This is a genomic window from Roseovarius sp. MBR-154 (assembly GCF_053628595.1).
Window position 1 is genome coordinate 280,674 of sequence record NZ_JBRJGR010000002.1, and the last position, 22,918, is coordinate 303,591.

General features: G+C 65.1%; 21 protein-coding genes. 5 read left to right on the forward strand and 16 right to left on the reverse strand.

Annotated features, from left to right (window positions below):
• Positions 1 to 2 precede the first annotated feature (2 nt).
• Complete coding sequence (locus ACSSV4_RS04620; RefSeq protein ID WP_454273787.1) at positions 3 to 743, reverse strand: methyltransferase domain-containing protein; 741 nt, start codon at positions 741 to 743, stop codon at positions 3 to 5.
• 63 nt (positions 744 to 806) lie between these two features.
• On the opposite strand from ACSSV4_RS04620, the gene gloB reads away from it, so the two are divergent.
• The 3 genes from gloB (at position 807) to ACSSV4_RS04635 (ending at position 5,039) form a co-directional block, all read left to right on the forward strand.
• Positions 807 to 1,574 carry a hydroxyacylglutathione hydrolase gene (gene gloB, locus ACSSV4_RS04625; RefSeq protein WP_454273788.1) on the forward strand — a complete coding sequence of 256 codons (768 nt, stop codon included), beginning with the start codon at positions 807 to 809 and terminating at the stop codon, positions 1,572 to 1,574.
• 154 nt (positions 1,575 to 1,728) lie between these two features.
• Positions 1,729 to 4,065, forward strand: a complete 2,337-nt coding sequence (gene clpA, locus ACSSV4_RS04630) for an ATP-dependent Clp protease ATP-binding subunit ClpA (protein WP_454273790.1) — start codon at positions 1,729 to 1,731, stop codon at positions 4,063 to 4,065.
• Positions 4,066 to 4,115: 50 nt separating this feature from the next.
• The gene (locus ACSSV4_RS04635; protein WP_454273791.1) at positions 4,116 to 5,039 is read left to right on the forward strand and encodes a M23 family metallopeptidase; all 924 of its coding nucleotides are present in this window, start codon (positions 4,116 to 4,118) and stop codon (positions 5,037 to 5,039) included.
• 4 nt (positions 5,040 to 5,043) lie between these two features.
• On the opposite strand, the gene ACSSV4_RS04640 is transcribed toward ACSSV4_RS04635, so the two are convergent.
• The 3 genes from ACSSV4_RS04640 to ACSSV4_RS04650 form a co-directional block, all read right to left on the reverse strand.
• Complete coding sequence (locus tag ACSSV4_RS04640) at positions 5,044 to 7,026, reverse strand: peptidoglycan -binding protein (protein WP_454273792.1); 1,983 nt, start codon at positions 7,024 to 7,026, stop codon at positions 5,044 to 5,046.
• Between the two features lie 2 nt (positions 7,027 to 7,028).
• Positions 7,029 to 8,249: a biopolymer transporter ExbB gene (locus tag ACSSV4_RS04645; protein WP_454273793.1), complete on the reverse strand. Its 1,221-nt coding sequence runs from the start codon at positions 8,247 to 8,249 to the stop codon at positions 7,029 to 7,031.
• Between the two features lie 67 nt (positions 8,250 to 8,316).
• Positions 8,317 to 8,841: a gamma-glutamylcyclotransferase gene (locus tag ACSSV4_RS04650; protein WP_454273794.1), complete on the reverse strand. Its 525-nt coding sequence runs from the start codon at positions 8,839 to 8,841 to the stop codon at positions 8,317 to 8,319.
• 73 nt (positions 8,842 to 8,914) lie between these two features.
• On the opposite strand from ACSSV4_RS04650, the gene ACSSV4_RS04655 reads away from it, so the two are divergent.
• A complete protein-coding gene (locus ACSSV4_RS04655; RefSeq protein WP_454273795.1) occupies positions 8,915 to 9,916 on the forward strand; it encodes a DUF2125 domain-containing protein in 1,002 nt (333 codons plus the stop codon).
• 3 nt (positions 9,917 to 9,919) lie between these two features.
• Here the strand turns inward: ACSSV4_RS04655 and nusB are convergent, their stop codons facing one another.
• The 7 genes from nusB to ACSSV4_RS04690 form a co-directional block, all read right to left on the reverse strand.
• Complete coding sequence (nusB, locus tag ACSSV4_RS04660; RefSeq protein ID WP_454273796.1) at positions 9,920 to 10,402, reverse strand: transcription antitermination factor NusB; 483 nt, start codon at positions 10,400 to 10,402, stop codon at positions 9,920 to 9,922.
• Positions 10,399 to 10,944 (reverse strand): 6,7-dimethyl-8-ribityllumazine synthase, encoded by a 546-nt coding sequence (locus tag ACSSV4_RS04665; protein ID WP_454273797.1) that lies wholly within the window; start codon positions 10,942 to 10,944, stop codon positions 10,399 to 10,401. Before ACSSV4_RS04665 ends, nusB begins: the two co-directional genes overlap by 4 nt.
• Before the next feature lie 4 nt (positions 10,945 to 10,948).
• A complete protein-coding gene (gene ribB, locus ACSSV4_RS04670) occupies positions 10,949 to 12,100 on the reverse strand; it encodes a 3,4-dihydroxy-2-butanone-4-phosphate synthase (RefSeq protein WP_454273798.1) in 1,152 nt (383 codons plus the stop codon).
• Between the two features lie 93 nt (positions 12,101 to 12,193).
• Positions 12,194 to 13,474 (reverse strand): DUF3422 family protein, encoded by a 1,281-nt coding sequence (locus ACSSV4_RS04675; RefSeq protein ID WP_454273799.1) that lies wholly within the window; start codon positions 13,472 to 13,474, stop codon positions 12,194 to 12,196.
• 224 nt (positions 13,475 to 13,698) lie between these two features.
• On the reverse strand, positions 13,699 to 15,183 hold the full coding sequence (locus ACSSV4_RS04680) for an NAD(P)(+) transhydrogenase (Re/Si-specific) subunit beta (RefSeq protein ID WP_454273800.1): 1,485 nt from the start codon (positions 15,181 to 15,183) through the stop codon (positions 13,699 to 13,701).
• A 12-nt stretch (positions 15,184 to 15,195) separates the two neighbouring features.
• Positions 15,196 to 16,770 carry a Re/Si-specific NAD(P)(+) transhydrogenase subunit alpha gene (locus ACSSV4_RS04685; protein ID WP_454273801.1) on the reverse strand — a complete coding sequence of 525 codons (1,575 nt, stop codon included), beginning with the start codon at positions 16,768 to 16,770 and terminating at the stop codon, positions 15,196 to 15,198.
• 127 nt (positions 16,771 to 16,897) lie between these two features.
• Positions 16,898 to 17,350 (reverse strand): methyltransferase family protein, encoded by a 453-nt coding sequence (locus tag ACSSV4_RS04690; protein WP_454273803.1) that lies wholly within the window; start codon positions 17,348 to 17,350, stop codon positions 16,898 to 16,900.
• 77 nt (positions 17,351 to 17,427) lie between these two features.
• On the opposite strand from ACSSV4_RS04690, the gene ACSSV4_RS04695 reads away from it, so the two are divergent.
• Complete coding sequence (locus ACSSV4_RS04695; protein ID WP_454273804.1) at positions 17,428 to 18,180, forward strand: SDR family NAD(P)-dependent oxidoreductase; 753 nt, start codon at positions 17,428 to 17,430, stop codon at positions 18,178 to 18,180.
• Between the two features lie 4 nt (positions 18,181 to 18,184).
• On the opposite strand, the gene ACSSV4_RS04700 is transcribed toward ACSSV4_RS04695, so the two are convergent.
• The 5 genes from ACSSV4_RS04700 to ACSSV4_RS04720 all read right to left on the reverse strand — a co-directional run bounded on the left by ACSSV4_RS04700 (position 18,185) and on the right by ACSSV4_RS04720 (position 22,879).
• Positions 18,185 to 19,099: a calcium/sodium antiporter gene (locus ACSSV4_RS04700; protein WP_454273806.1), complete on the reverse strand. Its 915-nt coding sequence runs from the start codon at positions 19,097 to 19,099 to the stop codon at positions 18,185 to 18,187.
• 116 nt (positions 19,100 to 19,215) lie between these two features.
• Positions 19,216 to 20,190 (reverse strand): KpsF/GutQ family sugar-phosphate isomerase, encoded by a 975-nt coding sequence (locus tag ACSSV4_RS04705; protein WP_454273808.1) that lies wholly within the window; start codon positions 20,188 to 20,190, stop codon positions 19,216 to 19,218.
• A 75-nt stretch (positions 20,191 to 20,265) separates the two neighbouring features.
• Positions 20,266 to 20,934: an NnrU family protein gene (locus tag ACSSV4_RS04710; protein ID WP_454273809.1), complete on the reverse strand. Its 669-nt coding sequence runs from the start codon at positions 20,932 to 20,934 to the stop codon at positions 20,266 to 20,268.
• 50 nt (positions 20,935 to 20,984) lie between these two features.
• On the reverse strand, positions 20,985 to 22,199 hold the full coding sequence (locus ACSSV4_RS04715; protein ID WP_454273810.1) for an NnrS family protein: 1,215 nt from the start codon (positions 22,197 to 22,199) through the stop codon (positions 20,985 to 20,987).
• A complete protein-coding gene (locus ACSSV4_RS04720; RefSeq protein ID WP_454273811.1) occupies positions 22,196 to 22,879 on the reverse strand; it encodes a 5-formyltetrahydrofolate cyclo-ligase in 684 nt (227 codons plus the stop codon). Before ACSSV4_RS04720 ends, ACSSV4_RS04715 begins: the two co-directional genes overlap by 4 nt.
• Positions 22,880 to 22,918 lie beyond the last annotated feature (39 nt).

Genomic DNA, 22,918 nt, shown 5'->3' on the forward strand with positions numbered 1-22,918 from the left:
CATCAGACCGGCTTGGCTTCGGGTTGCGGGGACAAGACGCCAAGCGGCTTGCGCACCTTGTCACGCAGCCCCGGCCCGCTCGGGGCCTGCACACGCTTGGTCGCCTCGACCATCAGAACACCGCCCGCCGCAACCATCGACAACCGCATGCCCACTTTCTCCCACATCCCCGCCGTCTTGCGCCAGAACGGCTTGTCCGAGGGCGGCTGATAGAGGGTCGTGGCATGCCGCTCGGGCAAAAATTCGTGCAGTTTCAATTGGTTTTCAAGCTGCGTCTGGCTATAAGGCCGCCCAAAGCCGAACGGCGTGCGATCCGAGCGCGACCAAAGCCCGGCCCGGTTCGGCACCAGGAAAAGCGCCGAGCCTCCGGGCCCCAGTACGCGCCAGCATTCCTCGAGCAATGCGCCGGGCTGTTCGGAAGTTTCGAGCCCGTGCACGACCAGAAGCTTGTCGACATGGCCGGTTTCCATCGGCCACATCGTCTCTTCGCACAACACCGAAATATTGGGCATGCCCTGCGGCCAGCCGATCACCCCTTGCGGCGCAGGCATCAGGCCGACCACGCGCCGCGCATCCGCGAGATATGGACGCAGAAACGGCACCGCAAAGCCGAACCCCGCGACGGTCTGCCCATGCGCCTCGGGCCAGAACGTGGCGATCTGCGCGCGCAACGTCTTTTGCACCGCACGCCCCAAGGGGCTGCGGTAATAGAAATTTCGAAGGTCCTGCACGTCCAGATGCATTGCAGAGCATCCCGTTATCGGTCAAGCTGGAGCCTAGCACCAACTGGCTACCGGGAAAATACCATGACTTTGCAAATCGTTACCATCCCCTGCCTGTCGGACAATTACGCCTATCTCGCGCATGATCCCGAGACGGGTGCAACGGCGGCCGTGGACGTGCCCGAAGCGGGGCCGATTATCGCCGCGTTGCAGGCACAGGGCTGGACGCTTTCGGACGTGCTGTTGACGCATCATCATGCGGATCACGTGCAGGGCCTGACCGAGCTTCTCGCCGCCGCGCCCGCGCGCGTGACCGGGGCCGCAGCCGACGCCCACCGCCTGCCACCGCTCGATGTGGCGCTGAACGACGGAGATACCGTGCGCATCGGCGCAGAAGAGGGCCGCGTGATCGACGTCTCGGGCCACACCGTCGGGCATGTCGCCTTTCACTTCCCCGCGAGCCGCGCGGCCTTTACCGCCGACAGCCTGATGGCCCTGGGCTGTGGCCGGGTGTTTGAGGGAACTATGCCTCAAATGCACGAAAGCCTTACGAAACTTGCCGCACTTCCGCCCGAAACCATGATATACTCGGGGCATGAATACACGCAGACCAACGCAAAATTCGCCGTGACCGTTGATCCGGACAATCCAAGACTTAAATCAAGGATCAAGGAGATCGACGCGGCACGCGCAGCGGGCAAACCCACGGTTCCCTCGACGCTGGAGGAGGAACTGGCGACCAACCCCTTCCTGCGCGCGTCCGACCCGGCCATTCAGGCGCATCTGGGGATGGTCGGGGACGAACCGGGCGATGTCTTTGCAGAGATCCGCGCGAGAAAGGACCGGTTCTGAGGCGGATGTGATCGAAATCGCGACCGGGGTTACGAAAATTGATCCGGTTTTACGAAAAAATCCTTGAAGCATGGCCGGTATCGACCAAACTTTAAGACTATGAGGCCAAGGTTGTGGGCGCCCCGCCCCGGCCAAGATCAGAAGGAGCACGACCGTGCCTTCATTCTCGAACACACTCGAACAGGCAATCCATGCGGCCTTGGCGCTGGCCAATGCACGGCGGCACGAATTCGCCACGCTCGAACATCTGCTGCTCGCCCTCGTGGACGAGCCCGACGCCGCGCGGGTGATGAAGGCCTGCAGCGTCGACACCGAGGAGCTGCGCACCACCCTGGTCGAATTCATCGACGATGATCTCGCCAATCTGGTGACCGATATCGACGGGTCCGAGGCGGTGCCGACCGCCGCGTTCCAGCGGGTGATCCAGCGGGCCGCGATCCATGTGCAATCCTCGGGCCGGACCGAGGTGACAGGCGCGAATGTGCTCGTCGCTATATTTGCAGAACGCGAATCGAACGCGGCCTATTTCCTTCAGGAACAGGACATGACGCGCTACGACGCGGTGAATTTCATCGCCCATGGCGTGGCCAAGGACCCGGCATATGGCGAATCGCGCCCCGTGACCGGAGCGACCGATCTCGATGATGACGGCAGCGCCAAGCAGGCTGAAAGCGACGCGGTCGAGGCTGGTGATTCGGCACTCGCGAAGTATTGTGTCGACCTGAACGAGAAGGCGCGCATCGGCGAAGTTGATCCACTCATCGGGCGCGACTCGGAGGTGGAGCGTTGCATTCAGGTGCTCTGCCGTCGGCGCAAGAACAACCCGATCTTGGTGGGCGATCCCGGCGTGGGCAAGACCGCCATTGCCGAGGGCCTCGCGCTCAAGATCGTCAAGGGGGCCACACCCAAGGTGCTCTCGCGGACGACCATCTACTCACTCGACATGGGCGCGCTCCTCGCGGGCACGCGGTATCGCGGCGACTTCGAGGAGCGGCTCAAGGCCGTGGTCACGGAACTCGAGAAACATCCCGACGCGATACTCTTTATCGACGAGATACACACAGTAATAGGTGCGGGGGCCACCTCCGGCGGCGCGATGGATGCCTCCAACCTGCTCAAACCCGCGCTTCAGGGCGGCAAGCTGCGCTGCATGGGCTCGACCACCTACAAGGAATACCGTCAGCATTTCGAGAAGGACCGCGCCCTGTCGCGCCGGTTCCAGAAAATCGACGTCGCGGAACCGACAGTCGAGGATACGGTCAAGATCCTCAAGGGGCTCAAGCCTTATTTCGAGGATCACCACAGCGTCAAGTATACCAATGACGCGATCCGCACCGCCGTCGACCTCTCAGCGCGCTATATCAACGACCGCAAGCTGCCCGACAAGGCCATCGACGTGATCGACGAGGCCGGTGCGGCGCAGCACCTTGTCGCTGCCTCCAAGCGGCGCAAGTCGATCGGCGTGAAGGAGATCGAGGATGTCGTGGCAAAAATCGCCCGCATTCCTCCCAAGAACGTGTCCAAGAACGACGCCGAGGTGCTCAAGGATCTCGAAGGCGCGCTCAAGCGGACGGTGTTCGGTCAGGACGACGCCATCGTGGCGCTCAGCTCCGCGATCAAACTCGCCCGCGCAGGACTGCGCGAACCGGAAAAGCCGATCGGCAACTATCTCTTTGCTGGGCCGACCGGTGTCGGCAAGACAGAAGTGGCCAAGCAACTCGCCGATTCCCTCGGCGTGGAACTGCTGCGCTTTGACATGTCGGAATACATGGAGAAACACGCGGTCTCGCGCCTGATCGGCGCGCCTCCCGGCTATGTCGGTTTTGATCAGGGCGGGCTCTTGACCGATGGCGTAGATCAGCATCCGCATTGCGTGCTGCTCCTTGACGAGATCGAAAAGGCGCATCCGGACGTGTTCAACATCCTTTTGCAGGTGATGGACCACGGCACGCTCACCGATCACAACGGGCGCAGCGTGGATTTCCGCAACGTGGTGCTGATCATGACCTCGAACGCGGGCGCCACGGAACTGGCGAAATCCGCCATCGGCTTTGGCCGCGACCGGCGCGAGGGCGAGGATACAGCCGCAATCGAGCGGACCTTCACGCCCGAATTCCGCAACCGTCTGGATGCGGTCATCTCCTTCGGCCCGCTGCCGAAATCGGTGATCCTCAAGGTGGTCGAAAAGTTCGTCCTTCAGCTTGAGGCGCAACTCATGGATCGCGACGTGACCATCGAACTGACCGAACCGGCTGCCGAATGGCTTGCCGACAAGGGCTATGATGACAAGATGGGCGCGCGCCCATTGGGACGCGTCATTCAGGAGCATATCAAGAAGCCACTGGCAGAAGAGTTGCTCTTTGGGCGGCTGTCCAAGGGCGGCGTCGTCAAGGTCAGCGTCAAGGACGGCAAGATCGATCTGGAGATCGAAGGTCCCGCCGCACGCCGCCTGACCGGCAAGAAAAAGCCGCCCTTACTCACGGCGGAATGATGCGGCGGGCGTTAGCCCATGCTGCGATACTGACACTGGCGGCCGCCCCAATGGCCGCCGCCGATGCACCCAGACTTGCCCTGCCCATCGACTGCGTCCTTGGTCAGACCTGCTATATCGAGGATTACGTCGATACCGATCCCGGTCCCGGTCAGCGCGATTACATGTGTGGCCTCAAAAGCCGCGACGACCATCGCGGCACCGATTTCATGCTCCCGTCTTTCGAGGCTATGCAGACCGGCGTCGATGTTCTGGCCGCCGCTCCCGGCAGCGTTGCCGCCACCCGCGACGGCATGGCCGATACTCCGGTGACCGCAGCGACACGCGAGTCGATCCGCGGTCGTGAATGCGGCAATGCGGTCCGCGTCGATCACGGTGATGGCTGGCAGACGCTCTATTGCCACCTCAAGCGAGGGTCGATCCGTGTCCGCGAGGGCGACAATGTGGTGACCGGCGATGTTCTTGGACAGGTCGGCTTGAGCGGGCTGACGAATGCCCCGCATGTCCATCTCGGCGTGCTGAAGGATGGTGAAGTCGTCGATCCGTTCCATCCCGATGATGTCACGCAATGCGGACAAGAGACCGCGGATAGCCTCTGGCAGGACGCGCCGGACTACACCCCCTCAGGCGTCTTTACCGCAGGATTCTCCACCGCCGTGCCCAGTCTCGACGCGGTGCAGTCCGGTGCCGCGCGCGTGGAGGAGACGACAGGCGATCAACCGCTTGTGCTCTATGGCCATGTCTTCCACGCGAAACCGGGAGATCGGCTGATCTTGACCGCCCAGGGCCCCGCGGGCGAGATTTTCCGCCATGACATCTCGCTCGACGCCCCCAAGGCGCAGCTCTTTCGCGCCTTCGGGCGCAAGCCACCGGCACCCGGATGGCCCGCCGGGGCCTATCGCGGCTATGCGCGGTTGATGCGCGGGGACATCCTGATCGCCGCGCGACATGCCGATATCATTGTGACGCCCTGACGCGCTACCGCGTGGTCAGCTTCATCTCGATCCGCCTATTTTGCGCGCGCGCCTCGGGGGTGTCGGCCGGATTGACCGGCTGATACTCGCCGTAACCATTGGCCGAGAGCCGCTCTGCCGGGAAGCCCAGGACATTGGTGAGATAGCGCACCACCGACAGCGCCCTCGCCTGACTGAGCGCCCAGTTGTCGGCAAAGCGCGCGCCCTCCACGATGGGCACGTCGTCGGTATGGCCGTCCACCTGCAGCACCCATTCGATGCCTTCCGGAATCTCGTCGATCACGCCGCGCAAAATGTCCGCGACCTTGGCAATCTCGAGTTCGCCTGCGCGCGAAAGATTGGCCTCGCCCGGCGCAAAGAGCACCTCGGAGGAAAACACGAACCGATCACCCACAATCTGCACGCCCTCCTCATCGCCCAGCACATCCCGCAGCCGACCAAAGAATTCCGACCGGTATTTCTCCAGATCCTCCTTCTCCGCCGCCAACCGCTCGCGCTCAGCCCCCAAAAGCCGTGCGCGCTCTTCCTCGGCCTGACGCCGACGCCGTTCCTCGGCCGCCACGCGGGCCAGTGCGGTGTTGAGTTCATTACCGAGCGACTGCAACTGCACCTCGGCCTCGGCTTCGCTTTCGCGGGCCTCATCCAGCAGCCCCTGCAACTGCGACAGCTGATCGCGCAGCGCCGCCACCTGCTGATTGAGCAGCGCCTGCTCTCGCTGTGCCGCGCTCACCGCCGCCTCCTCCTCTGTGAGCGCGTCGCGCGCCTCGGCCAGACGGTCGCGCGCCTCCGACAGCAAGGCGGCACGCTCCTCGGAGGCACTCATCTGCTCTTGGGCCTGCGCCTCGACGGCGCGCTGTGCCGCAAGTGCCTGCACAAGCTGCGCCCGCACCTCCTCTTCGGTCGCCTGCGCCTCGCTCTCCACGGCCTGCTTCTCGGCCACCGCCTGCGCCAGTTGCCCCTCCAGCTTGCGGATCCGCGCCTGCGCCTCGGCAAGCGACGCACGGGTGTCCTCCAGCGTACCGATTGCCTCCACCTCGCCGCTTTGGGCAGCGTCGAGCGCCGCCTCCAGCCGGGTAATCTCGGCCTCGCGCGCCTCGGTGCCCTGTTCGGCCTGCAAGAGCGCCTGCGCCAACTGGCTGTTGAGATCCTCGCGGGCGGTCTCGGCGGCGGCCAGCAGGGTGAGGGTTTCTTCGGCCCGCTGGCGCTGCTCCTCCAGCGCGAGGCTCATCGACGTGAGTTCCGCCTGCGACGCCTGCAGCCGCTCGCGCAGGGCCTCGGCGGCGGCGGCCTCTGCGAGGCGCGCCTGTTCTTCCTCGCTCAACTCGTCCTCGAGCGTTGCCACCTCGGCACTGAGCGCGGCTTGGGCCTCATCCGCTTCAGCATTTCGCGCACGCAGATCCGCGACCAGTGCATCGAGCGCCTCGCGCCGCGACGCGGCAAGGCGCGCGGCCTCGGCCTGGGCGTCAACCTCATCGCGCAGGCTGGCAAGGGCGAGATCGAGCTGTTCGGTTTCGCTGAGCAATTCGTCGCGGCGGTCCTCCAGATCGGCGATTCGGTCCTGCGCTGTCTCACGGTCCGATAACAGGCCCGCCACCTGCTCTTCGAAACTGGCGATGCGGCCCTGCGCGGTCTGCAAGGCCTCGGCCTGCTCCGCATTCTGGGCGCGCAGACCCTGGATCAACGCGGCCTGTTGTTCCTGCCGCTCCCGGGCATCACCCAGGGTCACGGTGAGCGCACCCACCCGGTCCTGCAGCGTGGCGCTGCGGTCCTGCTCCAGCCCGAGCGCGCGCGAAAGCGCCGACACTTCGGCGGAGAGCGCATCGAGCTTGGTTTCCTGCCCGCTGATTTCCTCGCTCAGCACGAACTGCACGACCATGAAGATCGTCAGCACGAACATCAGCACTAGCAAGAGGCCGGTCATTGCATCCACGAACCCCGGCCAGATCGCGCCTTGGAACCGCGCCCCTGTGCGCCGCGAGAGCGCCATGCTCAGCCCTCCCCGTCGCTATCCGTTCCGGGGCGCAGGGGGCGCACACGGCGCGGTGTCGCCTCGCGTGCCTGCCCCAGCAACCGGGTCAGCGCGGCCAGATCGGTGCGCAACTCGGTCATGGTCTCCTGCCGCCCGGCGCTGATTTCCTCGAGGATGCGCAGCATCTGCACGTCGATCGAACGCAGGCGCATGCGGCTTTCGGCATCGAGCCCCTCATTGGGGGCCACCTCGCGGCTCTCCAACGTCTCGATCAGACGCTCCTGCCCTTCGGCCATCCGCATCAGCGCAACCTGCACTGGGTTCTGATCGCTCATCCGGTGGGTGAGGCGTTCGATGGAATCCGCCAGAACGCCCAGCTTCTGATCGACCATGGCGCGGCTCATATCCGACTGGCTGAGCATGTTCTGCAACGCGTCCATCTGCTCGGCCATGTGGTCAAGTACATGCGCCACCGCGTCCTGCTCGCCGCCGCCCTCACCGTCACCGCTGGCAAAGCCGACGCGGGTGATGGTCGACATCCATTCTTCCAACTCGCGGTAGAACCGGTTCTGGCCGTGGCTGGCAAACAGCTCCAGCAGGCCCACCACCAGCGATCCGGCCAGCCCCAGAAGCGACGAAGCAAAGGCAACGCCCATGCCGCCAAGTTGCGCCTCGAGCCCGGTCATCAGCCGGTTGAAAACGGCGATCCCCTCCTCGCCCTCCTGCGGGGCAAGGCTGCGGATCGTGTCCACAACTGCGGGCACGGTCGTGGCAAGGCCATAGAACGTACCCAGAAGCCCGAGGAAGATCAGCAAGCTGACGATATAGCGGGTGATCTCGCGCGCCTCGTCGATGCGTTGCGCGACCGAGTCGAGGATCGAGCGCGCCGAGGTCGAGGCGATCTGCATGCGCTTGCCGCGCGAGCGCAGCATCGTCGCAAGTGGGGCAAGCATCGAGGGCGCGCGCGTCATCTCGTGGCCCGGCGTCTGCGCGGCAAATCCCTCGATCCAGCGGGCCGAGCCGATCAGTTGAAACACCTGCCAGAAGGTCGCGATCACGCCGATCACGAAGACGCAGAAGATGAACCCGTTGAGCCAGGGATTGGCCTCGAACACCGGAAGCACGCGCGGCAATGCCACGAAAGAGCCGAGCCCGGTCAGCACCAGAACGATCACCATCAGCACGATCTGGCGATAGGGATATGAGAATTGCGGCTCGACCTCGCGGTCCGGCTGGTCCATCTGGACGCTCCCGACACGTTGATTTATGGGGCCAACCCTACGCGTCTTGGCCGGTCAAGCCAAGGACTTATCCACACAGATGCCGCACCCGACGGACCAACCAATCCAGCTCCTTGTCGTGGATGCCAAGCTGTTTGAGATGCGCGGTGGTGTTGAAGAGATACTCGGTATTCGGCCCGCGACCGCCCACGGCGCGGGCGATGATCTGTGCCTGCTCTTCAAGGTCGAGTCCGCCGCAATACTGCACGTGTTCGGCATCGACCACATAGGTCACGGCCTCGACCTGCCGACCGTCGTCAAGCCCGATCTCCAGCCGCTTTTCCAGATAGGCCGAGGAAATCAGTTCCCGCTCGCGCAGATAGGCGAGCACAGTATCGGCCTCCTCTGGCTTGGCGCGCAAGGCAACCCCGTGACAGAGCGCGCCGGGCGCGGCATCAAGCGCCAGAACGAGGCCGGGATTGTCATCCGTTCCACGGTGATGGACAGAGCGCATGCAAAAGCTGCGGTGAAATTCGGGCAGCCGCGCGATCACGCGTTCCGCGACATCAAAGCCCGGGTTCCACACCAGCGATCCATAGCCGAACACCCACATATTGATTATCCCTGTTCCTCGCGCATGGCCCCCTATAAACACGTTTCCGAACAGGCATGAAAGGGGCGTGCGCATGCGATTTCTGCTGGCCGTCATCGTGATCGCGGCACTGGGCTGGTCGGGCTACTGGTTTGTCGGGCAGCGCGGGTTGGAACAGGGCTTTGCCCATTGGTTCGAGAGCCGCCGCGCCGACGGCTGGGTCGCCGAAACCTCCGATCTCGACGTGCAGGGCTTTCCGAACCGGTTTGACACCGGCTTTACCGACCTGATGCTGGCCGATCCCGCGACAGGGCTGGCCTGGGAGGCCCCATATTTCCAGTTGAGCGCGCTCAGTTATCAGCCCAATCACGTGATTGCGGTCTGGCCCCAAACGCAGTTCATCGCCACCCCACAAGAGAAATTCCGCGTCGAGGCACGCGACATGCGGGCCAGCCTGCGCATCGCCCCCGGCACGCGGCTTGCGCCGGAAAGCACCACGCTGACAGCCGAATTTCTGCAAATCACCCCCGAGGCCCGCCCCGAGGAGACGACCGCGCTGACCGCGCTGACCCTTGCCGCCGAACGTCAGGCAGAGCGCGACTACCGCCTTGGTCTCGCCGCCGAAGGGCTGACGCTCGCACCACCCTGGCGTGACCTGCTCGACCCGGATGGCAGCCTCCCTGCGCAGATATCCAATCTCAGCGCCGATCTGACTGTCACCTTCGACAAGGTATGGGACCGCACCGCGATCGAGGTCGCGCGCCCACAGCCTATCCATATCAAGGTCGCGCTGGTCGATGGCAAATGGGGGAAGTTGCATCTTCAGGCAGCGGGTGAGGTCGACGTGACAGCCGAGGGTATCCCCGAAGGGGAAATCACCCTCAAGGCGCGCAACTGGCGCGACATGATCGCGCTTGCGCAATCGGCGGGAGCCCTACCCGAAAGCTTGGCGCAGACGGTGGAGAACGGGCTGGAGCTGTTGGCCCGGATGAACGGCAATCGCGAGACGCTGGATGTTCCGCTGAGCTTTCGGGGCGGGCGCATCCTGCTTGGCCCGATCCCGATTGGCCCGGCGCCGGTGCTGCGCCTGCGCTGACGCTCAGAACGCTTCGGGCCTGGCCTCACGCGCCATGTGGTCGAGCACGGCGTTGACGAATTTCGATTCCTTGCCCTCGGGATAGAACGCCTTGGCCACATCCACGAATTCCATGATCACCACGCGGGGCGGTGTGTCGGACTGGATCATCTCGGCCCCGGCCGCGCGAAACAGCGCGCGCAGCGTTGGATCAATCCGCGCGATCGGCCATTTGGCGACCAGCGCCCGGTCGGTCATCTGGTCGATCTTCGCCTGCCAGTTCACCGCGTCGTCAATGAGCTTGCAGAAGAGATCGACATCGCCCTCGGCCATGTTGACACCCTCGTCGAACTCGGCTCCGAAACGGTGCTCCAGAAATTCCTGCCGCACCACGGTCGAGCTTTGCTGCGAATGCTCCATCTGAAAGAGTGCCTGCACGGCATACATGCGCGCGGCGGATTTCATCTGGCGTCGGCGGTTGCCGGAAAGGGCGGGGTCGGTGCTCATACCTTGGGCGTGTCCTTCGCATCGCCCGCGAGGCGGATTCCCTCGGTCGCGGGCTTGAACCCCACGCCTTTGCGCGGGCCGCCCCATTTACGGGCCAACGCCACCAGATGCAAGGCCGCAGCCGCAGCCCCCGCGCCCTTGTTCATGGCTTCGGGATCGGCGCGCACCTCGGCCTGCGCGCGGGTTTCAACCGTGAGGATGCCGTTACCGATGCACAGCCCCTGAAGGCCCAGCAAGGTCAGCCCGCGCGAACTGTCATTGCAGACGGTCTCGTAATGCGTCGTCTCGCCCCGGATCACGCAGCCAAGCGCCACGTAGCCGTCAAAGTTGGACATCCGCTCGGCGATACCGATGGCGGTGGGCAGTTCCAGCGCGCCCGGCACCTCGGCGATCTCGTGGCTGCCGCCCGTGGCCTCGATCTCGGCCACAGCGCCCTTGATCAGGTTATCGGCGATATCGCAATAGAACGGCGCCACCACGATCAGCAGCTTCACCGGCTTGTCGAACTTCGCGCGCGGCAGGGTGTAGTCATGCTCGGCCATGGTCTCACTCCTCGGTCAGGGGACGGGTGCCGGTGATCGAAATCCCGTAGGCGTCAAGGCCCAGATAGCGGGTCCTCGGGCTGTCGGTCAGCAGGATCAGCTCGTGAACGCCCATGGTCGACATGATCTGCGCACCAAGCCCGGTATGCTTGATGGTGCGCGGCGCGTCTTCATCCTCCATCTCGCCCGCCAGCTTCGGGCGCGGCTGACGGAACAGAAACACCGCGCCGCGACCCTCGCGCGCGATGATCTCCATCGCGCGGGGCAGCTTGCCGGTGGGGCCCTCGCTGCGTTTGCCAAGCCCGATACCGAGCGCATCCTCCAGCGCGTTGAGCGCATGGGTGCGCGCCAGAACCGGGCGGCCGTCGGTCACGTCGCCCTTGGTCAGTACCACATGCTCGGTCCCGGTGATCTGATCGGCGAAGATGCGCATGTCCCAGTCGCCGCCATGGCTGGAGGTGACGGATTCCCGGCGGATTTCGGTAATCAGGTTGTCATGCTTGTGGCGATAGGCGATGAGATCGGAAATCGTGCCGATCTTCATGTTATGCTTGTACGCAAACTCGATAAGATCGGGCAGCCGCGCCATGCTCCCGTCCTCTTTCATGATCTCACAGATCACGCCCGATGGGTTCAACCCCGCCAGCCGCGCGATATCGACCGCAGCCTCGGTATGCCCCGCGCGCACCAGCACCCCGCCGCGCCGCGCGCGCAAAGGAAAGACATGGCCCGGCGTGGCAATCGCCGCCATGGTGTTCTGCTCGTTGATCGCGGTGGCGATGGTCAGCGCGCGGTCCTGCGCGGAAATCCCGGTGCTCACCCCCTCGCGCGCCTCGATCGAGACGGTAAAGGCGGTCTCGTGCCGCGAGGAATTGTTGACCGCCATCATCGGCAGGCCCAGCCGGTCGATCCGCTCGGCGGTCATCGGCAGACAAATGAGGCCGCGCCCATGTAGGGCCATGAAGTTCACGGCCTCCGGCGTGGCGAACTCCGCGGCAATGACCAGATCGCCCTCGTTCTCGCGATCCTCGTGATCGACAAGGATGAACATCCGGCCCTTGCGGGCCTCCGCGATGATCTCTTCGGTGGGCGCGATGGCATGGCGCAGGTCGGCCTCGACGGGGCCGGGTTTCTCGAACGGGACGGTCTCGGACATAGGCGTGTCCTCCGGGGGTGTTGCAACCCGGTCCGGATATCGCAGGCGCGGCGCAATGGCCAGAGCGGAATGCCCGGTGACGCGGCGGCGCGCTCAGTGGATCTTGTTGCGGATGCGCTGCACCATCCACCAGACCACGCCCACAACCGGCAGGGTCACTGCGGCGGTCACCATGCCCTTGCTCACGTCCGTCGCCTCGGCAACGGGATAGAGCAGATAACCCGCAAGCGAGACCGCGTAATAGCTGATCGCCACCACCGACAGCCCCTCGACGGTGCGCTGCAGGCGCAGTTGCAGATCGGCGCGCTTGTCCATACTCTCCAATAGCGCCTGGTTCTGCGCACTGCGCTCCACATCGACGCGCGTCTGCAACAACTCGCCCGCCCGCATCGCCCGGTCCGCCATTGCCGACAGCCGGTCCTTGGTGGCGCGCACGGTGCGCATCGCCGGGTCATAGCGCCGCATCATGAACTCGGCAAAGGTCTGGCGACCCTCGAACCGCTCCTCGCGCAGCACCGCGATCCGCTGGTTGACGATCTGCTCATAGGCTGCCGTCGCGCCGAACCGGAACGAGGATTGCGCGACCAGCGATTCCAGCTCTGCCGAGACGCGCAAAAGGCTCTGCAAGGTCTCTTCGGCGGGCTGCGTGCCACCGGTCATGTCGTCGATCAGGCGGCTCAACTGGCTGTCGGTCTCGCCCATCTGGCGGCCCATCTCGCGCACCCGGGCAAAGCCCAGCATCGACATCGCCTTGTATGTCTCGATCTCGCAGATCCGCTGCACAACCCGCCCGATCCGGCGAGCGCCGGTCGCGGGCGCCACATGCAGGGAAAACCGCAGATGCCCCGCCGGATCGACCCGGAAATCGCCTGCCATCACCGCCGCATCATCAAGCACCCGCGCCATGGCCACGCTTTCCTCGACGAACCAATGGTCAATATCGGCGCGGGTGGCGTCCTTGCTCTGCCATGGTACCACCCGGATCATTGCCGAGGTGATCCGCAGCCCCGGCGCCTTGGCGAGCCACTCGTCCGGGAATACCTCGAAATCCGCCGGATCGAAGGGGCGCGAACTGACCCCTTCGGTAAAGACCGTGTAGGTCACCATCTCGGTATGGCTTTCCCATTTCAGACTGTGCCGTCCGATCTCGCCGAAGTAATGCGTGGCACCGGGCTGCGGGTGCTTGGCCCCGTAGCGATCGAGCAGCGCCGTCAGATGCGCCAGATCTGCCGCGCGGTCGCGCTTGGCGGCATCGCTGGCTTGCTTGATCGCCAGAAACACCGCCGTACATGGCGCCTTGAGCGACGGAAAGGGGCGCGCGTGCAACTCGTTCGCCAAGTCATAGCGCAGCGGGTGATCTTCGATTGGGGGCATGCGCCGGTCTCCTGATCCTTGCCGCTGCTTACCGCGCCCGGGCCGTTCGGGAAAGTATTTTATCCTTCATCCCCAATGATTTAGCGGGACACAATCGTATACTGCACATCGCTTGGGCTTCTTCTTGGTGAAAATACTCCAAATCCGCCAGCCGCCAAAGGCGAAACCCACGCAAAAGGGGCGCAGCCTTACGGCCACGCCCCCGTTTGCATCTGCGCTCAGGCTCACTCCACCTTGCTCAAGAGGCCCGAGATACTGTCCTTGGCGTCGCCATAGAACATCCGCGTGTTTTCCTTGAAGAACAGCGGGTTCTCGATGCCGGAATAGCCGGTGCCCTGCCCACGCTTGGAGACAAAAACCTGCTTGGCCTTCCACACTTCCAGCACCGGCATGCCGGCGATGGGCGAGTTGGGATCGTCTTGCGCCGCAGGGTTCACGATGTCGTTCGAGCCGATGACGATCACCACATCCGTGTCGGGGAAATCCTCGTTGATCTCGTCCATTTCCATGACGATGTCATAAGGCACCTTGGCCTCGGCCAAGAGCACGTTCATGTGCCCCGGCAGACGGCCCGCGACCGGATGAATGGCAAAGCGCACCGTCTTGCCGCGCGCCCGCAGCTTGTTGGTCAGTTCGCTGACCGCGCCCTGCGCCTGCGCCACCGCCATGCCGTAGCCCGGCACGATGATGACACTGTCGGCCTCGTTGAGCGCGTTGGCCACGCCGTCGGCGTCGATGGCGACCTGTTCGCCCTCCATCTCCGCCGCCGGGCCCTGCGGTCCACCAAAGCCGCCCAAGATCACGCTGACGAACTGACGGTTCATCGCCTTGCACATGATGTAGGACAGGATCGCACCGGAGGAGCCGACCAGAGCGCCAACCACGATCAACAGGTCATTGCCGAGGCTGAAGCCGATCGCCGCCGCCGCCCAGCCCGAGTAGCTGTTGAGCATCGAGACCACCACGGGCATGTCGGCACCGCCGATCCCCATGATCAGGTGATAGCCGATGAAGAGCGCCAGAATCGTCAGCGCCACCAGCGCCCAGATCCCCGCACCGTTCAGATACATCGCGGCAAAGAGCAGCGACAGGCCCGCCGCAGTGGCGTTGAGCAGATGCCCGCCCGGCAGCTTCTTGGCCGCCGAATCGACCCTGCCCGCCAGCTTGCCATAGGCGATCACCGAACCGGTGAACGTCACTGCCCCGATCCACACGCCGAGCACCAGCTCGACCCGCAGGATGCTGACCTCGACGGCCGTCTTCTTGGCTACGATGGCCGCAAAGCCGGTAAAAGTCTTGGCAAAGGCCGTGGCCTCCGCCACCGCCGTCTCGGGGCGCGGGAAGGGGAAGCCCTCGGCGGTGAATGCCGCCGCGACTCGTGTCAGCTCGATATCGGCGTTAAAGCCCACGAAGACCGCCGCAAGGCCGACAAGGCTGTGCATGATTGCAACCAGTTCGGGCATCTGCGTCATCTGCACCCGCGTGGCCAGTTGATAGCCGATCAGGCCGCCACCCGCGATCAGGATCAGCGACAAGAGCCACAGCCCCTGCCCCGGCCCGATCAGCGTGGCGACGACCGCAATGGCCATGCCGGTGATGCCGTACCAGACCGCGCGCTTGGCGCTTTCCTGACCGCTCAGACCGCCGAGGCTGAGAATGAAGAGAATCGCCGCGACCACGTAGGCCGCAATGGTAAATCCGTAATCCATTGTCGCCTCCGATCAGGATTTCTGGAACATGGCGAGCATGCGCCGTGTCACGAGGAAGCCGCCGATGATGTTGATCGAGGCCATGAACACCGCTGCGGCAGCGAGGATGGTGATCAGGATCGAGCTTGATCCAATCTGCATCAGCGCGCCCAGGATGATGATCGACGAGATCGCGTTCGTCACCGCCATCAGCGGCGTGTGCAGGCTGTGGCTGACGCCCCAGATCACCTGGAAGCCGACAAAGACCGACAGCACGAAGACGATGAAATGCTGCATGAAGCTGGCAGGAGCCACCAGACCCACGGCCAGCAGCAGCACCGCCCCGACCGTGAGCAGCGTGACCTGGTTCTTGGTCTGCGCCTTGAAGGCCGCGACTTCCTGCGCGCGGCGCTCTTCCGGCGTCAGCTCCTTGGCCTTTTCCTTGGGCTTTTGCGCGGCAATCGCCGCGACCTTGGGCGGTGGTGGCGGGAAGGTCACCTCGCCCGCATGGGTCACCGTCGCGCCCCGGATCACATCATCCTCCATGTTGTGATTGACCTGACCGTCCTTCTCGGGCGTGAGGTCTGTCATCATGTGGCGGATGTTGGTGGCGTAGAGCGTCGAGGATTGCGTCGCCATCCGGCTGGGAAAGTCGGTATAGCCGATGATAGTCACGCCGTTCTCGGTGACAATTTTCTCATCCATCACCGTCAGCTTGCAGTTGCCGCCCTTTTCAGCGGCCAGATCGACGATCACCGAGCCGGGCTTCATCGCCTTGACCATGTCCTCGGTCCAGAGCTCGGGCGCTTCACGGTTGGGGATGAGGGCCGTGGTGATGACGATATCCACCTCGGGGGCCAGTTCACGGAACTTCGCCAGCTGCGCCTCGCGGAATTCCGGGCTGGAGACCGACGCATAGCCACCCGAGGCCGAACCGTCCTGCTGCTCTTCCTCGAAATCGAGATAGACAAATTCGGCGCCCATCGATTCGACCTGCTCGGCCACTTCGGGGCGCACGTCGAAGGCATAGGTGATCGCACCGAGGCTAGTGGAGGTGCCGATGGCGGCAAGCCCGGCCACACCCGCGCCCACGATCAGCACTTTCGCAGGGGGCACCTTGCCCGCCGCCGTGATCTGCCCGGTGAAGAAGCGGCCAAAGTTGTTACCGGCCTCGATCACGGCGCGATAGCCCGCGATATTGGCCATGGAACTGAGCGCGTCCATCTTCTGCGCGCGGGAGATGCGCGGCACCATGTCCATCGCGATGACCGACGCGCCCTTGTCGGCGATCATCTTCATCTGCTCTTCATTCTGCGCGGGCCAGAAGAAGGAGATCAGCAGTTGCCCCTCGCGCAGCCGCTTGGCCTCGGTCTCGGTGGGCGGGCGCACCTTGGCCACAACATCGGCGGCCTTGTAGAGCTGTGCTGCACTCTTGATCACCTCTACGCCGGCCTCCTTGTAGGCAGCGTCTGAAAAGCCTGCGGCAGCCCCGGCCCCGGCCTCGATGGCGCAGTCATAGCCGAGTTTTTGCAATTGCAGGGCCGAGTCGGGCGTCATCGCCACCCGGTTCTCGCCCTCGAGCACTTCCTTTGGCGTTCCGATCTTCAAATCTGTGTCCCCCTTGGCAGATCACGTGTTTTTCTGGCTCCGCTTGCGCGTCGCGCCGGTTTCAATATCCCGAAGGTCGTTATTTCACATTATTTCATGAGTGGCACTATCAAGTTTGTCGCGGTTCTTACAGCCAACGCCGGGTTTTTTCGCAATATCGGGCGAAATCCATGCGGAATTTTCGCCGCATCCGGTTCTCTTCGGGAATGATGAAGCGTTTTTCAATCACCCAGACGAAGACGGGAATCAGTGGCAAGGACAAAACCGCGTCCCATCTCAGGATCAATCCTGCAAGAATCAGCACGTCGCCCAGATAGATCGGATTGCGCGAGCGTTTGAAGATTCCGGACTGGATCAGACGCTCGGGCGTCTCATGCGGCACGATGGTGGTCTTGTAGCGCCGGAATTCCATGGCCGCCATCACGATGAGCAGCAGCCCGCCCCCGACCAGAAGCCCGCCAAGCAGATCCGCCCATGTTTCGCCAAAGCCCAGGCCCATGGGATACTGCGCCGCCTGCAGCCATGCCAGAACGAGAAACCCCACGAGCCAGACCGGCGGCATATCGATCCATCTGAGCATTCGTGCGACGTCCTTTCCTCTGCGGTTGCCACCTTGCGGGACGGGGTTACACTAGCGTCAGAACTGAGGGAGGCAACATGGCACTTGGTGGTAAACACGCGCTGGTCACCGGCGGCGGCAGCGGCATCGGACTGGCGATTGCCCGCGCACTTGCGTACGACGGGGCCGAGGTCACGGTCACCGGGCGGCGCGCCGAGGTTCTGGAGGAGGTGGCAGGCGACGGCCTCCATCCGCTGGCGATGGACGTGACCGACGAGGCGCAGGTGGTGGACGGCGTGGCGCGCGCCGTGGCGCTGCGCGGGCCGGTGCAGATCTGCATTCCCAACGCGGGCATCGCCGAGGGCCGCGCGTTGCACAAGACCGACGCGGAGTTCTGGCGGCAGATGATGGCCACCAATCTCGACGGGGCGTTCTACACGGTGCGCGCTTGCCTGACCGACATGCGCCAGACCGAGTGGGGTCGGGTGATCGCGATTTCCTCGATTGCCGGTCTCAGGGGGCTAAAGGGCGCCGCGGCCTACAGCGCCAGCAAACACGGCATGATCGGCCTGATCCGGGCGCTGAGCGAGGATTATCTGGGCACGCCGCTGACCTTCAACGCGATCTGCCCGGGCTATGTCGACACGGAGATCGTCAGCCGCAACGTCGCTGCGATCTCCGAACGCGCAGGCGTCTCGGCGGACGAGGCGCGCGCCATGATGGTCAGCGCAAACCGCCACAACCGCCTGATCGCCCCCGAAGAGGTCGCCCGCGCCGTGCTTTGGCTTTGCGGGCCGGGCTCGGAAAGCGTCAACGGTCAGGCCATCGAGATCGCGGGCGGGCAGGTCTGAGCACTCAGCCCTGCGCCAGCCACACATAGGCGCCATAGCCCGCCAGCATCATCGCACCGACCGCGCGTCCGATGACCGGTCGCATCAGCAACAGGCCAGCCAGCAACAGCGACGCCGCGATCATCACCGGCAGGTCGAACGCCAGAAAACGCCCGGCCACAGGGATCGGCGCGAACACCGCCGTCGCCCCGAGAATCCCGAGGATATTGAAGATGTTGGACCCCACGATATTGCCGATGGCAATCTCCGACTGCCGCCGCAGCGCCGCAATCAGCGATGTGGCGAGTTCCGGCAGCGAGGTGCCGACGGCGACGATGGTCAGCCCGATGAAGGCCTCCGAGATGCCATAGCCCCGCGCGATGGAAACCGCGCCATCCACAAGAAACCGCGCGCCCAGCATCAGCGCCACCAGCCCCCCCAGAACCGTCAGCGCCGACATCAGCCCCGAGGGCATGGTGCCCGGCAAATCAGGCACCGCCTCGCCCGGGTGGCGGTATGCCCAGACCAGATAGGCCGCCAGACCAGCGAGCAGGATGAAACCGGCTGGCCGCCCAACCTGCCCGAGAGCAAAGATCGGCACCAAGGCCAAGGCCGCCGCCAGCATCACGGCAAGGTCGCGTCGCACCGCCCTGCCCGTCACCCTGATCGGCCAGACCAGTGCCGAGACCCCGACGATCAGCAGGATATTGGCGATGTTCGAGCCCAGCACATTTCCGAGCGCGATATCCGGCACTCCGCGCCACGCCGCATCCACCGAAACCAGCAATTCCGGCGTCGAGGTGCCAAAGCCCACCACCGTCAACCCGATCAGCAGAGGCGGGATCGACAGGCGTCGGGCGATGCCCACGCTGCCGCGCACAAGGGCCTCGCCGCCGATGAACAGACCGACCAGCCCGGCCAGCAGATAGAGATAGTCCAAAATGCTTCTCTCCCCGGGGCGGTGTGTCGCCCCGCAGTCGCAAGTGTGCATAGGTGCGGCGCGCGGCAAGGGGCCCGGTGGGTTTATTGCATACGAGTGGTGTCGGGCTGGCCGAGTCAGGCCACCCCGGCGCGCAGGCAGTCGTGGATATGCACCAGCCCGCACAGCATCCCGTCCTCCTCGACGACCAGCAGCGCGCCGATCTTGTGCCGGTTCATAACGCCCAGGGCTTCTGACACCAGCATTTCGGGCTGCGCGGTGCGCGGATCGGCGGTGGCGACAGTGCCTGCATCACGGCCCATCAGCCCGTCAAGATTGCGCCGCAGATCGCCATCGGTGATGACTCCGCGCAACTGCCCGTTCTCGGCCACCGCCACGATGCCGAAGCCCTTGGCGCTCATCTCGATCAGGGTCTCACCCATCGGCGTGGCGGGCTCCACCACCGGCAGGGCGGTGCCGGTATGCATGACATCGCGCACCCGCAGAAACTGCGCCCCGAGCTTGCCGCCCGGGTGAAAGACGTGGAACGCATCCGCCGCAAAACCGCGCCGTTCCATCAGCGCCACCGCGAGCGCATCGCCAAGCGCCAGCGCGCAGGTCGTCGAGGTGGTGGGGGCCATGCCGATGGCGCAGGCCTCGGGCATGTCCGGCAGGATGAGCGCCACATCGGCCTGCCGTGCCAGCGTGCTGCCCGCGACCCGGGTGATCGCGACCATCGGGAGGCCGAAGCGGCGGGCATATTGGATCAGGTCGGACAATTCCCGCGTCTCGCCGGAATTCGACAAGAGCAGGCAGACATCGCCCCCTGTCACCATGCCGAGATCGCCATGGCTCGCCTCGCCCGGATGCAGATAGAGCGCGGGCGTCCCGGTCGAGGCCAGCGTCGCTGCAATCTTCCGGGCCACGTGCCCGGACTTGCCCATGCCCGATACCACCACACGCCCGCCCGCGCCCAGCATCATCTCGGCCGCGCGGGCAAAGCCTTCGGGCGGGGTCTCGGCCATGACGCCGAGCGCGTCCGCCTCGAGCCGCAGCACGCGCGAGGCCGTGGCGCGCAGTCGCTCTTGCGCGGTCTTGTCGCTTGCCGTCATCACTCGATCCTCTTGCCGCCTTTGTCAGCAGGGGCTTAGCGCCGCGGCGCGCGCGCGTCCAGCCCGGGCGCGCGCTTAGCCGAGCGGTGAGACCCCTAGAACCACCGGATGCGCGACAATGAGCGCCGCGTAAAGCCCTGCCCCCAGCCCAAGCCGCAGGAGCGCGCCGACCCAGTTGGCCGGGCGCGGCCAGAGCGGCGCGGCGGTCACGGCCTCTCGCACGCGGTGCCAGTCTGCGCCCATCTCGCGCCGTCTGCGCCGGTCGACCAGCGTGCCACCCGCCAAGGCGAAGGCGGCGAAACTGCCAAATAGGATCACATGCGCCAGATCGCCGTTCGGGATCAGGTGACCGACAGCCCAGAGCGCCATCGCCACCAGAAGCGGATGCCGCATGTAACGCACGAGCCCCGGCCTTGCCGCGTCAAACCGATCGTTGCGCGCGCCACCGAAAGAGAACGGATTGGGCCGGGCAACGGCGAGGCCAAGGATCAGGCAGGCCGCCAACATCAGCGTCAGCGTCACATGCGGCTGCCACGGGGCCCAGTCCCAGACCGGCACGAAGGGCGCGCGCCCCGCGGCCCCGATCACCCAGACCAGCACCGCCAATGACAGAACCGAATAGCCAAGCGTGAAGCCGCGTTGCCCCACATGCGCCACGAACCGCGCCTTGACGGCCGGTCGCACCGGCACCGAATGGCTCAGGAAGAACACGGCGAACGCGGCGATGAACTCGGTCCAGCCCATCAGGCCAACCCACGCCGGAGGGTGTCGGATCGGGTCATGAGGCGCTCCGATCAGTCTTGTTTAGTTCTGGCCGGACGCTGTCGCATCAGCAGCGGGCCATAAAGCAGGGCAAAGCCCGCAAAACCCGCGATCCACGCGCCCCCCGAGACCATGTGCAGCACGCTTGCGTGACCCGGCCAGAGCCCCGCCGTGGCCCGCGCGATCACCGCCACCAGCACCAGCAGGTAGAGCGCGGTCGTCCCCGCCCCGGCGGTAAGCGCATGGCCGGTATGGCCAAGGCTCGCCCGTGTCATCACCGCCAGCGTCATCAACCCCGTGGCCCCCGCCATCCACAGATGCTGCGCCGCCGCCGCGCCGAGCAGACCGGGGCGCAGCGCCTCGAGCCCGAGGGCCACGGCCCCCAGCGGCACAAACGCATAGGCCAGATGCAACACCCAGACCAGCGGCTCGGCCAGCGTGCGATTGCCCGCCCAACGGGCCATCCGCACCGCGTGCAGTCCGCCCGCCAGGATCAGCGCCGAACCCGTGGCCCAGGCCATCGGGGCCAGCACCCAGAACAGGCAGCCCGCCAGCAAGGCCAGAATCGCCAGCTTGTCAAAGCGCTGCATCGGCGGTGTCGGCAGCCGTCCGGCCCCGCGCCGCACCAGCCAGTTGCGGGTGAAGGAGGGCACGATGCGCCCGCCGATCACGGCAATCATCAGCACGACCGCAGCCAGCCCCAGCCGCAGGCCGTATCCCTGCGCGGCATAGTCGCCCGCCGCCGCCTCCCAGTGAAAGAGCGCGTTGCCAAGGGCAAACACCCCAAGCATCGCCAGCACGATCAGGTTGCGCCAGTTCCGACCGGCCACGATTTCGCGCGCGAGGACCCCGGCCAGAACCAGCGGCAGCGCCAGATCGGCCAGCGTCACGGCGCCCGTCGGCAGCCAGCCATCCCCGACCGTCACCGCAACCCGGCCCAGGAGCCAGAGCGCCATCAGCCCGCCCAGAGGCCAGCCGAGGATCGGCAGGCGCCCGGTCCAGTTCGGCACCGCCGTCAGCAGAAAGCCCGCGATCACGGCACCCAGATAGCCGAACAGGAATTCATGCGCGTGCCAGCTGACCGGATCGAAGGCCGCGGGCAGGCTGAGCGCCCCGGCCAGCATCGGCACCCAGAGCGCCATCAGGATAGCCGCCCATAGGCCAGCACCAAGGAAGAAAGGTCGAAATCCGTAGCTCAGGATCGCGGGACCGCGCCAGGCGCGCATCTGTGCGGCGGTGCTGCTCATTGCGCGCCCCTGTCTGCCATCACCCCCGCCTCGGTCACAATAAGATCGAGCGGAATGTCATGCGGTTGTGGATGAATCGTCGCAAGGCGCGCCTGTGTCAGCCCGATCCCGATGGTCGCGGGGCGCGGATCGCAGACCGCCAGCGTCCGGTCGAAATAGCCGCCGCCATAGCCGAGGCGGTACCTTTCCTCGGTCCAGCCGATCACCGGGGCCAGCATGATGTCGGGCGTCAGCCGGTCGGCCTCGGGGGGGGGCACGGGAATGTTCCAGTCGCCCCGGATCATCTTGGTCTCGGGAGTCCAGCGCCGAAAGGCGAGAGGGGCCGATTTCTGCTCCACCAACGGCAGGGCAATGGTCACGCCCGCGCGATGCAGCGACGCCATCAAAGGCCGCAGATCGAGCTCTCCCTTGATCGGCCAATAGGCCGACAGCACCTGCCCGCGCGCGCCGTCGAACCGCGTCTCGATCAGCAAGCGCAGATGTTCGGACAACGCAGCCTCCAGCCCCTGCCGCGCGGCGACGCCGATCGCGGCGCGTGCGCCGCGCAACTCCGCGCGCATGGCCCGCCGCCAGCGCATCACGTCCGCCACCTGCTCCGGTGGATCGAGATAGGTCGGGTCCAGCTCATGCGCCATGCAGGGCGAGGAGGCATAGGCCTTGGATGCGCGCGACTCGGCCATGGGCGGGTCCTTTTATGCTGCGTGGCAAAGCCCCAAAGG

Bases quoted from the DNA above. Each gene is read 5' to 3' on its own strand.
- ACSSV4_RS04620 (WP_454273787.1), bottom strand. From the start codon at position 743: ATGCATCTGGACGTGCAGGACCTTCGAAATTTCTATTACCGCAGCCCC.
- gloB (WP_454273788.1), top strand. From the start codon at position 807: ATGACTTTGCAAATCGTTACCATCCCCTGCCTGTCGGACAATTACGCC.
- ACSSV4_RS04635 (WP_454273791.1), top strand. From the start codon at position 4,116: ATGGCCGCCGCCGATGCACCCAGACTTGCCCTGCCCATCGACTGCGTC.
- ACSSV4_RS04640 (WP_454273792.1), bottom strand. From the start codon at position 7,026: ATGGCGCTCTCGCGGCGCACAGGGGCGCGGTTCCAAGGCGCGATCTGG.
- ACSSV4_RS04645 (WP_454273793.1), bottom strand. From the start codon at position 8,249: ATGGACCAGCCGGACCGCGAGGTCGAGCCGCAATTCTCATATCCCTAT.
- ACSSV4_RS04650 (WP_454273794.1), bottom strand. From the start codon at position 8,841: ATGTGGGTGTTCGGCTATGGATCGCTGGTGTGGAACCCGGGCTTTGAT.
- ACSSV4_RS04655 (WP_454273795.1), top strand. From the start codon at position 8,915: ATGCGATTTCTGCTGGCCGTCATCGTGATCGCGGCACTGGGCTGGTCG.
- nusB (WP_454273796.1), bottom strand. From the start codon at position 10,402: ATGAGCACCGACCCCGCCCTTTCCGGCAACCGCCGACGCCAGATGAAA.
- ACSSV4_RS04665 (WP_454273797.1), bottom strand. From the start codon at position 10,944: ATGGCCGAGCATGACTACACCCTGCCGCGCGCGAAGTTCGACAAGCCG.
- ribB (WP_454273798.1), bottom strand. From the start codon at position 12,100: ATGTCCGAGACCGTCCCGTTCGAGAAACCCGGCCCCGTCGAGGCCGAC.
- ACSSV4_RS04675 (WP_454273799.1), bottom strand. From the start codon at position 13,474: ATGCCCCCAATCGAAGATCACCCGCTGCGCTATGACTTGGCGAACGAG.
- ACSSV4_RS04680 (WP_454273800.1), bottom strand. From the start codon at position 15,183: ATGGATTACGGATTTACCATTGCGGCCTACGTGGTCGCGGCGATTCTC.
- ACSSV4_RS04690 (WP_454273803.1), bottom strand. From the start codon at position 17,350: ATGCTCAGATGGATCGATATGCCGCCGGTCTGGCTCGTGGGGTTTCTC.
- ACSSV4_RS04695 (WP_454273804.1), top strand. From the start codon at position 17,428: ATGGCACTTGGTGGTAAACACGCGCTGGTCACCGGCGGCGGCAGCGGC.
- ACSSV4_RS04705 (WP_454273808.1), bottom strand. From the start codon at position 20,190: ATGACGGCAAGCGACAAGACCGCGCAAGAGCGACTGCGCGCCACGGCC.
- ACSSV4_RS04710 (WP_454273809.1), bottom strand. From the start codon at position 20,934: ATGGGCTGGACCGAGTTCATCGCCGCGTTCGCCGTGTTCTTCCTGAGC.
- ACSSV4_RS04715 (WP_454273810.1), bottom strand. From the start codon at position 22,199: ATGAGCAGCACCGCCGCACAGATGCGCGCCTGGCGCGGTCCCGCGATC.
- ACSSV4_RS04720 (WP_454273811.1), bottom strand. From the start codon at position 22,879: ATGGCCGAGTCGCGCGCATCCAAGGCCTATGCCTCCTCGCCCTGCATG.